Below are 11,528 nucleotides of genomic sequence, written 5' to 3'. Positions count from 1 at the left end.
ACGGCATGGCCGAACAGCAGCAGTTATTCAACACCGACCGCGTGAGCGTGTCAGAGCGCCTTGCCGCCGAGGCGCTGGTTGTTGACGTGGGCGCGTTCGAGGGGCCGCTCGACCTCTTGCTGACGCTTGCGCGGACGCAAAAGGTCGACCTTCTGCAGATTTCGATGGTCGCGCTGGCAGAGCAGTATCTGGCCTTTGTAGAAAAGGCCAAGGAACTGCGGCTCGAACTGGCGGCGGATTATCTTGTGATGGCGGCGTGGCTGGCATTCCTGAAATCACGCCTCTTGCTGCCCCCAGATCCGACCGAAGAAGGCCCATCGGGTGAAGAGCTCGCCGCGCACCTCGCGTTCCAGCTGGAACGGCTAGAGGCGATGCGGACCGCTGCGGCAAACCTCATGGCGCGGGACCAAAAGGGCCGTGATTTCTTTGCTCGCGGTATCCCAGAGGATGTCGAACGTGTGCGGTCGGTGCGTTATACGGCGACGCTTTTGGACCTCATGCAGGGCTATGCGCGGATCAGGACCAAGGACGAATTCCGTCCCTTTGTCTTTGACCGCGAACACATCGACACGATGGAGCGCGCGTTAGAGCGGATGAAGCCGCTGATTGGCTACGCGAAAGAATGGACCGATCTGGTGATGTATATGCCAGATGGCTGGCAGGGCGACAGTATGCGGACACGTTCCGCCACGGCTGCGACCTTTGCCGCAACGCTGGAATTGGTCAAAGAAGGCAAGATCGAATTGCGGCAGGGCGAAACCTTTGCCCCGATCCAGATCCGTAGGAGAGCGCCACGCGATGGTTGACGAAACTGAAGCCACACACCGCGATATCGAGACCGAAGAGGCAGAGATCAGCCTCTTTGACGCGCCGCCGATTGGTGAACAAGAGCGCATGGTCGAAGCGATCCTCTTTGCCAGCTCTGAACCCGTCACGATCCGTGAGCTGGAAGGACGGATGCCGCATGGCTGCGATCCCGCCGAGGCCATCGCCCACCTGCGCAAACGCTACGAGGGGCGGGGCGTCCGTCTTGTGCGGGTCGGGGAGACATGGGCGCTGCGCACTGCGCCTGACCTAGGCTATCTAATGCAGAAAGAAACGATCGAAGTGCGGAAGATGTCCCGAGCGGCGATCGAAACGCTGGCGATCATTGCCTACCACCAGCCCGTCACACGCGCCGAGATCGAAGAAATCCGTGGCGTGTCCGTATCGCGCGGAACAATCGACCAGTTGATCGAGATGGAGTGGATCCGCTTTGGCCGCCGCAAGATGACACCGGGTCGACCTGTCACCTTTGTGGTGACACAAGAGTTCCTCGACCACTTTGGGCTAGAGAGCGCGCGCGACCTGCCTGGGCTCAAAGAACTGCGGTCTGCGGGCCTATTGGATAACCGTCCGCCGCCAGGAATGGGGCAACTGTCTGGTGAGGATGACGAGGATGATGATCAGGGCGATCTGTTCATCGAAGAGTGATGTCGTGCGCCTTTGGGTTGTGATAGGCTGTCCCTGAGGCAGCAAAGGATCAGCAATGAACCAAGATCAAATGATGCGGACGGTGATGCGCCTGTTGATGCGCGTCCTACGTCAACGCGGCGTGTTTCAACGGCTCTGGGCAAAGGTCACGGGCAATCGCAATGACACGCCAGATGCACGGGCGCGTTCCCGTCAGATCGGTGAGATGACAGGGCGGATTGGCAAAGCCACGCGGGTCATTCGCGGTATTTCGCGGTTCCGCTAAAGGGTGAGGTCGCGGGGCGCTGCCCCGCACCCCGGGATATTTTCAGCACAAAGGCATCAGGCTTCTTCGTGCAATTTTTTCCATGCATTCAGGCCGCCGCCGATGAATTTTGCATTGGAATAGCCCATGTCACGCAGGCTTGCCGCTGAGAGAGCGCCACGGTTGTAGGCGTTGCAGTAGCAAAGAATGGTGGCGTCGAGGTCGGTGATGATACCTTCGACGTTCATCTCCAGCTTGCCGCGGCTGATGTTGATCGAGCCGGGGATATGGGTTTTGGCATGTTCGTCGGGATCGCGGATGTCGAGCGCGATGGCACCGCCGGCGATCAGGGCATCAACGTCTTCGGGGGCGACTTCGTCCACGCGGGCGCGAGCGGCGTCGGACATGGCTTGGAATTTTTCGGTATAGGCCATTAGGGGCTCCTTTGGTTGCAGCCCCTTATTCATATATTCAAATTAATATATGTAAATATGTCTTTTGATTGGGGTCGCGAAATCGCAGCCCCAGTTGGTTATGCGCGGAAATGTTTGGAGAGTTTCAAACCCTGTCCCTGATAGTTCGATTTGATCTCGCGACCGTAGAGCTGATCGGGGAGGGCCTCCATTTGTTCATAAACAAGGCGGCCAACGACCTGACCGTGTTCGAGGACAAAGGGGGCCTCGTGGCAGCGAACCTCTAGGACGCCACGGGAGCCTTGACCACCAGCCTCCGCATGGCCGAAACCAGGGTCAAAGAAGCCAGCGTAGTGGACGCGGAATTCACCAACCATCGCCAAATAGGGTGCCATTTCAGCGGCTTGCATCGGCGGGATGGTGACGGCCTCGCGGCTGACGAGGATGTAGAAAGCACCCGGATCGAGGATGATCTTGCGGTCTTTTGTGTGCACTTCTTCCCAGTATTCGCTGGGGTCATAGTGGTTCAGCAGGTCCAGATCGATCACGCCCGTATGCGGCTTTGCACGGTAACCGACGAGGGTGCCAGATGCAGGCGCGAGGTCAACCGAGAAGCCCAGACCGTCGTCAATCACCGCCTCACCGTTTACCAGCGGGGTCTCAGTGTGTAGCGTGCGGAGTTCGTCATCCGACAGCACGGCTTGACCTGCGCGGAAGCGGATCTGGTTCAGGCGCATCCCTGGACGGACAAGGACCGAGAAAGAGCGCGGGCAAATCTCAGCATAGAGCGGACCCGTATAACCAAGCGCGATGCGGTCAAATTCAACGCCACCATCAGTGATGGTTCGGGTCAGAAGATCGAGGCGACCTGTGGAGGATTTCGCGTTGGCAACGGCTTGGATGCCATCGGGCAGGGCGAGGCTCTCCATCAAGGGGACGACGTAGACGCAGCCTTTTTCCAGAACAGCGCCATTCGTGAGGTCCACGCGGTGCATTTCAAATTCAGAGAGGCGATCGGCCACGGTACGACCTTCGCCCGCAAGGAACGAGGCGCGGACGCGGTAAGCCACTGTGCCGAGGCGCAAATCGAGGCTCGCAGGTTGGATTTGTCCGTCTACGTAGTCAGTCGTCGCCGTGATCGCGCCCGATTGCATCAGGTCACGGATACGTTGGCTGGGCAGTACACCGGTCATCTTTGCCTCCCATAGCAAAACGCCCGCCCAGAGCGGGCGGGCGATTTTGTTGGTCGGGCTAGCAGGACTCGAACCTGCGACCTTCCGTCCCCCAGACGGACGCGCTACCAGGCTGCGCTATAGCCCGACGTGGAGGCCTAAATACCCGATTTGCCGATAAGGGCAAGGGGCAAGGCCACGAATTATTGCAGCGAGGCAATGATTTCCGGCAAGGCGCGAAAATCGTCAAATGTCGCCGCATGGGTGAGGTCGGAAATGGGCGCTTTGCGGTAGCCCTCGGTAAAAAGGACAAAGGGCACCTCTGCTGCGGTGGCCGTTTCGGCATCGACCTCGCTGTCGCCAATATAGATGCGGTTTGCGCGGCCCATCGCGTCGAATGCCGCGTGGAGCGGCGCAGGGTGCGGCTTGCGCTGGGGCAGGCTGTCACCCGAGATCACAACGTCAAAGAGGTCCGTCAGACCGAGGTGGTCCAGAACAGCTTGCGTCGCGGCGCTCGGTTTGTTCGTGCAGATGCCCAAGGCGTAGCCTGCAGCGCGAAGGCCCTCCAGTGTGCCGACCATGTGGTCGAACGGGATATTGCCGTCATGTGCCGCCTCGTAATGGCGCATCATTGTGCTCAGGGCGGTGTCAAAGTCATCCTCAGGCAGCCCTGCCGCCGCGATCGACTGTTTAACGAGGTTCGGGGCGCCCTTACCGATGAACCCGCGAATCTGTGAGACGGGCAGGGCGCTGCATCCCATGTCAGCGAGCATGGCATTCACAGAGCCAGAGATCGCGGGCAGGCTGTCGATCAGCGTGCCGTCGAGGTCAAAGACAAGTGCTGTGTTGTGAGGCAATGATCAGTCCTTCAGCATCCGCGCGTGGACGTCAGATAGTCGTGCCAAGAGTGGCTCGATCTTGGCGCTTTTGTTGGCCACTTTAGAGGCGTCGGCATGGGAAATCGCGGTCAGGATCGACACGGAGCCCGTCGGTGCAGGGACAGGGACGATAGGCTGTTGTGGTGCGTGCAATGGCACAACGTTCGACTGCGGATCAAACGCGCTAAAGAGGTCGCCAATCGCAGCGGTTTCATCGCGCTTGTTCAACTCGACGTCTTTTTTCGACGGCTTCTTGGCGGCCTTCACAGGCGCGGATGCATCCGCCACAGGCTCTGCCACGGGGGCCTCGATCACCGGTTCTGGCGCTGTGGCGGCAACGGGGGTTTCCACCTCGGTCGTTGCATCGCTGCCTATCCCGACAACATGCTTAATGCCTTGTTCCCGCAGCAATTTCTGAGCTTCTTTGATCGACAGGCCATCACCGTGCAAAAGCTGTTTCAGCCCTGCAATCAGTTGGATGTCTTGGGGACGATAGTAACGTCGACCGCCCGCACGTTTCACGGGTTTGATCTGGGAAAACTTGCTTTCCCAGAACCGCAAAACATGCGCGGGCGTATCTAATAGCTCTGACACCTCGCTGATGGTGCGAAAGGCGTCATGCGACTTCTTCATCGGGAATTAGCCTTTGTTGCCAGCCGCAATGCGGTCTTTCATCAAGTGGCTCGGACGGAAGGTCAGCACACGACGCGGAGAGATCGGAACCTCTTCGCCCGTTTTGGGGTTACGACCGACACGAGCCGCTTTTTCACGGACCGAGAAGGTGCCAAATGAACTGATTTTCACAGTTTCATTCTGAACCAATGCGTCGGAAATATGGGTCAGCACGCTTTCGACCAGTTCTGCGCTATCGTTGCGCGACAGGCCCACTTCAGCGTGGACAGCTTCGGCCAAATCCATACGTGTCAGTGTTTTTTCAGACATCTCATCCCCCTGAGGTTTTCAGAAGCTTAGGCAGAGCGCAATTTAGGAGTCAATAACAACGACTTGCAGATCGCAGTTTCAGCGGCTCTTTACCACCGTACGACGACTGAACCCCAAGCGAGTCCGCCGCCGATGGCTTCGGTTACGACCAGATCGCCTTTTTTGATCTGTCCGTTCGCCACGCCAACTGACAGTGCGAGAGGAATCGAGGCCGCCGAGGTGTTGCCGTGATCCTGAACGGTCACAACAACACGATCCATGCCAACGCCCAGCTTTTTCGCGGTCGATTGGATGATACGGATGTTCGCCTGATGCGGCACAACCCAGTCCACATCGTCAGAGCCGAGGCCAACCTTATCCAAGGCGGTATGCGCGGTCTGAGCCAGCTTTTCGACAGCGTGGCGGAAGACTTCTTTGCCTTCCATGCGCAGAACGCCCGTCGATTGGGTCGACACGCCACCATCCACATAGAGGAGGTCACGGTAGCTGCCGTCAGAATTCAAGTCGGTCGACAGGATGCCACGATCATCGGTCGAACCCGTGCCCTCTTGGGCCTCAAGGATCAACGCGCCAGCACCGTCGCCAAAGAGAACGCAGGTGCCACGATCTTGCCAATCCATGATGCGGCTAAAGGTTTCGGCGCCAATCACCAGTACACGTTTCGCAGAACCTGCCTGAATCAGCGCGTTCGCATTAGTCAGGGCAAAGACGAAGCCAGCGCAGACCGCTTGAAGGTCAAAGGCAAAGCCACGGGTGTTGCCGATGTTGTGCTGCACCATAGTTGCTGCCGACGGGAAGGTCAGATCAGCGGTCGAGGTCGCCAGAACAATCGCGTCGATGTCATTGCCCGTAAGACCCGCGTTTTCCAGCGCGGCTTTGGCGGCATTGGTGGCTAGGTCGGATGTGGTCTGGCCTTCGGCGGCGAAATGACGGCGTTCGATGCCAGAACGCGAAACGATCCAATCACTGGACGTGTCGAGCTTGTCTTCGAAGTAGCTGTTGGGAACAACGTTCTCGGGCAGGTAGTGCCCGACACCTTTTACAACAGCGCGTATCGTCATTTAGTTTTGCTCGCCTTCTTGGCCGGAGGTCGGGACCGGCTCACCCTCGTGGAGGATATCTTGGGGGAGGGTGGCCGCAGATGCAACCCGTGCCGCAAGTTTGTCAGCAAATCGGTTCTGACCCAGCGTGTAGGCCAGTTTAAATGCGGCTGCGTTGCCTTTGGCGTCTGCTCCACCGTGGCTTTTGACCACAGTGCCGTTCAGGCCAAGGAAGACACCACCATTCACATTGCGTGGATCGATCTTTTTCTTCAAACGGCTCAGCGATGTGTAAGCAAAAGCTGCGGCCAGTTTGGACCAGATCGAATGTGTGAACGATTCTTTTAGGGCGTCGGAAATCAGGCGGGCGGTGCCTTCGCCTGTTTTCAGCGCGACGTTGCCGGTAAAGCCATCGGTCACGATCACATCAACGCGGTCAGAAGGCAGATCGCCACCTTCGACAAAACCGATGTATTCGAATTCGCCCTTTTCAGCGGCGGCACCGATCAGTTCATGCGCGACCTTAAGTTCGGCACGACCTTTGTGTTCTTCGGTTCCGACGTTCAATAGACCAACGCGCGGACGAGTGAGGCCCATGCCGTTGCGGGCATAAGAGGTGCCCATCAGCGCGTAGGTCAAAAGGTCGTCTTCGTCGGCGCGAATATCGGCCCCTGCATCAAGCATCACGTTGAACCCGTTGGGGTTCCGCGAGGGCCAGAGGCAAGCGATGGCCGGACGGTTCACACCTTCGGCCTTGCGCAAACGCAACATCGACAACGCCATCAGCGCCCCAGTGTTGCCGCATGACACGGCAGCATCGGCCTCACCACTGCGCACCGCGTCAACGGTGGCAAGCATAGAGGTGCCTTTGGAATTGCGGAGAACCTGTGCGGGTTTGTCATCCATGGTCACAGCCCGCTCTGCATGGCGGATGGTCACACGTTTAGACAGGCGACGCTTTTCAACGAGCGGCGCAAGCACGGCTTCATCACCGTGAAGAATGACTTTGGCGAGCGGTTCTTCTTCGAAGAAATACGCAAGGCCCGCAACAACAGCTGCAGGCCCTTTATCGCCACCCATGGCGTCGATTGACAGCACTACGGATTTCGAGGCGGTTTTGGACGTATCCATCCCGTCAATTCCCCACCCGTAATGGCAAGCCCTTAGGCTGCGTCTTCGTCCAGATCGACGTCGTTCGCTTGAGCGATGACTTCGCGGTCAGCGTACGAGCCACAGGACGGGCATACGTGGTGCGGACGGCGCAGTTCGCCACAGGACGGGCATTCGTTCGGGTTTGCTGCAACCAGAGCGTCGTGTGCACGGCGCATGTTGCGGCGCGATTTGGAGACTTTGTTCTGCTGAACGGCCATGTCTCTACCTATTATCTAAGGGGCGCAGGGCCCGTTGTTTCGTTATCTCGGTGAAGTTCGTGGGCGTCATAGTAGATATGACGCGGCCTGTCGACCCTCGTTCGAAAGAGGTCGCGAACATACTGCGAATCCGCAAATGTTCAACCCCATTTGATGAGGGGGCTTATGCGCCAGATTCGTCCTTCTTTTCAAGCGCATCTTTTAGCGAAGATAGACCCGCGAACGGACGGGTGTCTTCGTCGCGCATCGGGGCCACACCTGGCTCTGTGAAAATAGCTTCGCCCAGCTCTGCGCCATCGGCCCGCGGGAAGTCGGGCAGGGCGAGCGCGAGCGCTTCGGTCATGACATCAACGAGGTTCAGCGTGGCTGGAAGTTCCTCAACTGTGTCATCTTCGGGCATCTCGACTTCACCGATCAGCGGATCTTCGATGTCGCTGAGGTAGGTGCGTTTGATCTTTTGGTCGATCCGAGTGGTCACAGGTTCGAGAGTGATCACGCAATCCTGAACGACCGTCGCGCCCAGATCAGCGAACAAAACCCAGTCGTGTTTGCCCTCGGCGCGGATCAATCCGTTGAACCGCAGCTTGCGAATGGCAGGGATTCCTAGGCTTTCGGCGATTTCCGCACGTTGCGCGGCATCGGGTTCAATCGCAAAGGTCGTATCGGCGCGATTGGGAAGATCGGCGAACCGTAATGTGGTCTTAGAGGTCTCCATGGCGCTTCAATCCTTGAACTTCGGGTCTGTGGTGATGTAAGCGGATTAAAAGGCTCGGGCAGGCGATACAAGGGGGCAGGTATGTTCAAATCAGGTCGCATCATCCGCAAAGGTGTTTTCGTGGTCGCTACTGTGGCTGCGGTCGCCGGTCTGTCGGGCTGTGTTGAGCGGGTCGCTAACCACGGCTTTGCACCCAAGGCAGAGGCCATCGCCACCGTCACCCTCGGCAGCGACACCCGCGATTCTGTCATTGAAAAACTGGGCCGCCCGACGATGGGTGGCGTGCTTGAGGATGGCGGGCTCTATTACGTGTCCTACCAAATGCGCCACTACGGTGCGATGCCCCCCAAAGAAATCGACCGCACGGTCGTTGCTGTGACATTTGACGCAGGTGGGATTGCGCGCAACATCGAAACCTTTGGCCTCAACGATGGTCAGGTGGTGTCGCTGTCGCGCCGTGTGACCGACGACAATCTGCGTGACAACGTGTTCCTGCGTCAGCTGCTCGGCTCGATCGGTCGCTTCAACGCTGCTGACATCTTTGGCTCCGATTAAAATCGCATTGCGGCTTTACCGTTCAGGATCAATATACCTGTTACATCCCGCGCCTATGGTGGCGGGAGCATGAGTGCAGAGGGTGATCCCATGCGGGTGATGTTGCGTAAGGGTCGCTATGCGGCCCGACTGGCGGAAACTGATCAAGACCTGAAGGCCGCGCAGCGCTTGCGCTATGCTTGTTTTACAGCAGACGGTGGGCAGGACGACGGGATTGAAGCCGATGATTTCGACGCCCGCTGCCAGCATATGCTGGTCGAGGATACCCGCACAGGCGAACTGGTCTGCTGTTTCCGCCTGATGCCGCTCTCTGGTGGTGCTGAGATCGGGCAGAGTTATTCCGCACAATATTATGAACTCTCCGCGCTCAAGGCCTTTGACGGTCCGATGGTCGAGATGGGGCGGTTCTGTATTCACCCCGACCACAAAGACCCCGACATTCTGCGGGTCGCATGGGGTGCCATGACCCGCTTTGTCGATGACAACGGGGTCGAGATGCTATTCGGCTGTTCGTCCTTCTGGGGCACGGAGGCTGAGGCTTATCTAGATGCCTTTGATATGCTCGCCGAAAAGCACATCGCGCCGATGCGCTGGTTGCCCAAGGTCAAAGCGCCTAAAGTGATCCGTTTCGCGGCAGAACGTCTGCGTAGGCCCCTCGACCGCAAAAGGGCAATGCTGGGGATGCCACCGTTGCTCAAGACCTATCTGCTGATGGGCGGCTGGGTGAGCGATCACGCAGTGGTCGATAATGACCTGAATACGCTGCATGTTTTCACCGGCCTCGAAATCCGCGCGATCCCACCTGCACGGGCAAAGGCACTGCGGATGGTGGCCGGGTAAGGGGGCTCTGCCCCCAAACCCCCGGGATATTTTCGGCACAAAGGCAGGGGCGATGGACCTAAGCGTGATGCGTGGTTATATCGGGGCTAAGTCGAGCCAAGGAGAGCCCCATGCATCGCGTTACAATCGGAAATGTAGAAGTTGCCAATGATCTGCCGTTCGCGCTGATCGCGGGGCCGTGCCAGCTCGAGAGCCTTGATCATGCACGTATGTTGGCTGAAAAAATTGCTGAAGCTTGTGCGGCGACGGGCACGGGGTTTGTGTTCAAGGGGTCGTATGACAAGGCCAACCGTTCGTCGCTGGGTGGAAAGCGCGGGATTGGCGCAGAGGCGGGGCTGACGATCCTGTCGAAAATTCGCGACGAGTTCGGCTGCCCTGTCATCACCGACGTGCACGAGACGCACCATTGCACGATGGCGGCTGAGTTCGTCGATATCCTGCAAATCCCAGCATTCCTTTGCCGTCAGACCGACCTTTTGTTGGCTGCGGGTGAAACGGGCAAGGCGATCAACGTGAAGAAGGGGCAGTTCCTTGCGCCTTGGGATATGAAGAACGTCGCCGCTAAGATTGAGAGCACGGGCAACACCAACATCATGCTCTGCGAGCGTGGCACGTCGTTTGGTTATAACACGCTTGTCAGCGATTTCCGTGGTCTGCCGACGATGGCCGAGACGGGCTATCCTGTCGTATTTGATGCGACCCATTCGGTGCAGCAACCAGGCGGTAACGGTAATTCCTCGGGCGGTGATCGGCGTATGGTGCCGCCACTGGCACGCGCTGCAGTTGCGGTTGGCTGTGCCGCCTTGTTCATCGAAACGCACGAAGACCCCGACAATGCGCCGTCTGATGGCCCGAACATGGTGCCGATCGAACAGCTGCAGGGGCTATTGGCGCAGCTTCGGGCGCTGGACAATGTGATGAAGGGCTAAGGCCTGAAATTAAAAAAGCCCACCAATTGGCGGGCTTTTGTTTTTCGTTCGATCCGATCAATCGAGGAAGGCTTTTTCAACCACATAATGCTGTGGGTTCGAATTCGCGCCTTCAACCAGACCGTAGCCCTCGAGCATGTCTTTGATCTCGAGGTTAAAGGCGAGGTTGCCGCAGACCATCGCGCGGTCGTCGTTCGGGTTGATCTGCGGCACGCCGAGATCCTCAAACGCTTCGCCCTTGCGCATCAGGTCGGTGATGCGGCCCATTTTCGGGCTCTCTTCGCGAGTGGTGGTCGGGTAGTACTTGATTTTCTTCCAGAAGCCGTCACCGATCACCTCGTTCAACAACTCGTCGGTTTTCAGGCTTTCGATCAGGTCGTGACCATATTTCAGTTCGCCCACTTCGCGGCAGGTGTGGGTGATGATGACCTCATCGTAGTCTTCGTAGGTTTGTGGTTCACGCAAGAGCGACGCGAACGGCGCAAAGCCGGTGCCAGTCGCAAAGAACCAAATCCGTTTGCCGGGCAGCAGCGCATCATGCACCAGCGTGCCAACGGGTTTCGGACGCAAGATCACTTCATCACCGACTTTGATGTGTTGAAGCTTCGAGGTCAGCGGGCCGTCCTGAACCTTGATCGAATAGAACTCCAGCTCTTCGTCCCACGACGGCGAGGCGATGGAATACGCGCGCAACAGCGGCTTTTGTTTGCCTGTCGCAGGATCAGGATCACCCATGAGGCCGATCATCACGAACTCGCCCGAACGGAACCGCATGGATGCAGGACGGGTGCAGCGGAACGAAAACAGGCGGTCGGTGTAGTGCTTTACCTCTGTGACGACTTGGGCGTCAGGCAGGTGTGGCTTTGCAGCGGCTTCTTTCACGGGGGCGTCTTTCACGAGTGTCTGTTCGGTCATATCTGTCATATGGGCGGCTTAAAGCCCAATCCATCATTAAAC

General features: G+C 58.1%; 16 protein-coding genes and 1 tRNA gene. 6 read left to right on the top strand and 11 right to left on the bottom strand.

Going from position 1 to position 11,528, the window contains the following annotated elements:
* Positions 1–5 precede the first annotated feature (5 nt).
* Genes AC1QQ2_RS01915 through AC1QQ2_RS01905 form a run of 3 tightly spaced genes read left to right on the top strand, consistent with a single transcriptional unit; the run spans position 6 to position 1,738 of the window.
* On the top strand, positions 6–806 hold the full coding sequence (locus tag AC1QQ2_RS01915; protein WP_067548813.1) for a segregation and condensation protein A: 801 nt from the start codon (positions 6–8) through the stop codon (positions 804–806).
* On the top strand, positions 799–1,473 hold the full coding sequence (gene scpB / locus AC1QQ2_RS01910; protein WP_479711869.1) for an SMC-Scp complex subunit ScpB: 675 nt from the start codon (positions 799–801) through the stop codon (positions 1,471–1,473). Before AC1QQ2_RS01915 ends, scpB begins: the two co-directional genes overlap by 8 nt.
* A 55-nt stretch (positions 1,474–1,528) precedes the next feature.
* Positions 1,529–1,738: a hypothetical protein gene (locus tag AC1QQ2_RS01905; RefSeq protein ID WP_479711868.1), complete on the top strand. Its 210-nt coding sequence runs from the start codon at positions 1,529–1,531 to the stop codon at positions 1,736–1,738.
* Between the two features lie 56 nt (positions 1,739–1,794).
* Here the strand turns inward: AC1QQ2_RS01905 and AC1QQ2_RS01900 are convergent, their stop codons facing one another.
* The 10 genes from AC1QQ2_RS01900 to AC1QQ2_RS01855 all read right to left on the bottom strand — a co-directional run bounded on the left by AC1QQ2_RS01900 (position 1,795) and on the right by AC1QQ2_RS01855 (position 8,247).
* Positions 1,795–2,151, bottom strand: coding sequence for a rhodanese-like domain-containing protein (locus AC1QQ2_RS01900; protein ID WP_438987539.1), 357 nt, complete (start codon positions 2,149–2,151; stop codon positions 1,795–1,797).
* Positions 2,152–2,249: 98 nt separating this feature from the next.
* On the bottom strand, positions 2,250–3,323 hold the full coding sequence (locus AC1QQ2_RS01895; protein WP_479711867.1) for a 2'-deoxycytidine 5'-triphosphate deaminase: 1,074 nt from the start codon (positions 3,321–3,323) through the stop codon (positions 2,250–2,252).
* Between the two features lie 50 nt (positions 3,324–3,373).
* Positions 3,374–3,450: transfer RNA gene (locus AC1QQ2_RS01890), tRNA-Pro, on the bottom strand.
* Between the two features lie 55 nt (positions 3,451–3,505).
* A complete protein-coding gene (gene gph / locus AC1QQ2_RS01885) occupies positions 3,506–4,159 on the bottom strand; it encodes a phosphoglycolate phosphatase (RefSeq protein ID WP_479711866.1) in 654 nt (217 codons plus the stop codon).
* 3 nt (positions 4,160–4,162) lie between these two features.
* Positions 4,163–4,813, bottom strand: coding sequence for a MerR family transcriptional regulator (locus AC1QQ2_RS01880; protein WP_479711865.1), 651 nt, complete (start codon positions 4,811–4,813; stop codon positions 4,163–4,165).
* A gap of 6 nt (positions 4,814–4,819) precedes the next feature.
* Entirely contained in the window at positions 4,820–5,122 is a 303-nt protein-coding gene (gene ihfA, locus AC1QQ2_RS01875; protein WP_105235259.1) for an integration host factor subunit alpha, read from the bottom strand.
* Positions 5,123–5,211: 89 nt separating this feature from the next.
* Positions 5,212–6,183, bottom strand: a complete 972-nt coding sequence (locus AC1QQ2_RS01870; RefSeq protein ID WP_479711864.1) for a beta-ketoacyl-ACP synthase III — start codon at positions 6,181–6,183, stop codon at positions 5,212–5,214.
* Positions 6,184–7,293, bottom strand: coding sequence for a phosphate acyltransferase PlsX (gene plsX, locus AC1QQ2_RS01865; protein WP_105235258.1), 1,110 nt, complete (start codon positions 7,291–7,293; stop codon positions 6,184–6,186). It abuts the gene before it with no gap.
* A 32-nt stretch (positions 7,294–7,325) separates the two neighbouring features.
* Positions 7,326–7,532 carry a 50S ribosomal protein L32 gene (gene rpmF, locus AC1QQ2_RS01860; protein WP_067548783.1) on the bottom strand — a complete coding sequence of 69 codons (207 nt, stop codon included), beginning with the start codon at positions 7,530–7,532 and terminating at the stop codon, positions 7,326–7,328.
* 163 nt (positions 7,533–7,695) lie between these two features.
* Positions 7,696–8,247 (bottom strand): YceD family protein, encoded by a 552-nt coding sequence (locus AC1QQ2_RS01855; RefSeq protein WP_105235257.1) that lies wholly within the window; start codon positions 8,245–8,247, stop codon positions 7,696–7,698.
* A gap of 81 nt (positions 8,248–8,328) precedes the next feature.
* Here AC1QQ2_RS01855 and AC1QQ2_RS01850 point away from each other — a divergent pair, with 81 nt between their 5' ends.
* From AC1QQ2_RS01850 to kdsA, 3 genes are all read left to right on the top strand, one after another.
* A complete protein-coding gene (locus tag AC1QQ2_RS01850; protein WP_479711863.1) occupies positions 8,329–8,802 on the top strand; it encodes an outer membrane protein assembly factor BamE in 474 nt (157 codons plus the stop codon).
* A 90-nt stretch (positions 8,803–8,892) separates the two neighbouring features.
* Positions 8,893–9,642: a GNAT family N-acetyltransferase gene (locus AC1QQ2_RS01845; RefSeq protein WP_479711862.1), complete on the top strand. Its 750-nt coding sequence runs from the start codon at positions 8,893–8,895 to the stop codon at positions 9,640–9,642.
* 110 nt (positions 9,643–9,752) lie between these two features.
* Positions 9,753–10,571, top strand: a complete 819-nt coding sequence (gene kdsA / locus AC1QQ2_RS01840) for a 3-deoxy-8-phosphooctulonate synthase (RefSeq protein WP_249946280.1) — start codon at positions 9,753–9,755, stop codon at positions 10,569–10,571.
* A gap of 57 nt (positions 10,572–10,628) precedes the next feature.
* On the opposite strand, the gene AC1QQ2_RS01835 is transcribed toward kdsA, so the two are convergent.
* Positions 10,629–11,486 carry a ferredoxin--NADP reductase gene (locus tag AC1QQ2_RS01835; protein ID WP_105236362.1) on the bottom strand — a complete coding sequence of 286 codons (858 nt, stop codon included), beginning with the start codon at positions 11,484–11,486 and terminating at the stop codon, positions 10,629–10,631.
* Positions 11,487–11,528: the final 42 nt, after the last annotated feature.

The organism is Aestuarium sp. (genome assembly GCF_023253315.1).
Lineage (GTDB): Bacteria > Pseudomonadota > Alphaproteobacteria > Rhodobacterales > Rhodobacteraceae > Marivivens > Marivivens donghaensis.
This window is presented reverse-complemented; position numbering and strand designations above follow the sequence as displayed.

Coding starts and splice junctions, on each gene's coding strand:
- AC1QQ2_RS01845 (WP_479711862.1), top strand. CDS start 8,893: ATGCGGGTGATGTTGCGTAAGGGTCGCTATGCGGCCCGACTGGCGGAA.
- AC1QQ2_RS01895 (WP_479711867.1), bottom strand. CDS start 3,323: ATGACCGGTGTACTGCCCAGCCAACGTATCCGTGACCTGATGCAATCG.
- plsX (WP_105235258.1), bottom strand. CDS start 7,293: ATGGATACGTCCAAAACCGCCTCGAAATCCGTAGTGCTGTCAATCGAC.
- AC1QQ2_RS01905 (WP_479711868.1), top strand. CDS start 1,529: ATGAACCAAGATCAAATGATGCGGACGGTGATGCGCCTGTTGATGCGC.
- AC1QQ2_RS01855 (WP_105235257.1), bottom strand. CDS start 8,247: ATGGAGACCTCTAAGACCACATTACGGTTCGCCGATCTTCCCAATCGC.
- rpmF (WP_067548783.1), bottom strand. CDS start 7,532: ATGGCCGTTCAGCAGAACAAAGTCTCCAAATCGCGCCGCAACATGCGC.
- AC1QQ2_RS01915 (WP_067548813.1), top strand. CDS start 6: ATGGCCGAACAGCAGCAGTTATTCAACACCGACCGCGTGAGCGTGTCA.
- AC1QQ2_RS01900 (WP_438987539.1), bottom strand. CDS start 2,151: ATGGCCTATACCGAAAAATTCCAAGCCATGTCCGACGCCGCTCGCGCC.
- AC1QQ2_RS01870 (WP_479711864.1), bottom strand. CDS start 6,183: ATGACGATACGCGCTGTTGTAAAAGGTGTCGGGCACTACCTGCCCGAG.
- scpB (WP_479711869.1), top strand. CDS start 799: ATGGTTGACGAAACTGAAGCCACACACCGCGATATCGAGACCGAAGAG.
- AC1QQ2_RS01850 (WP_479711863.1), top strand. CDS start 8,329: ATGTTCAAATCAGGTCGCATCATCCGCAAAGGTGTTTTCGTGGTCGCT.
- ihfA (WP_105235259.1), bottom strand. CDS start 5,122: ATGTCTGAAAAAACACTGACACGTATGGATTTGGCCGAAGCTGTCCAC.
- AC1QQ2_RS01880 (WP_479711865.1), bottom strand. CDS start 4,813: ATGAAGAAGTCGCATGACGCCTTTCGCACCATCAGCGAGGTGTCAGAG.
- AC1QQ2_RS01835 (WP_105236362.1), bottom strand. CDS start 11,486: ATGACCGAACAGACACTCGTGAAAGACGCCCCCGTGAAAGAAGCCGCT.
- kdsA (WP_249946280.1), top strand. CDS start 9,753: ATGCATCGCGTTACAATCGGAAATGTAGAAGTTGCCAATGATCTGCCG.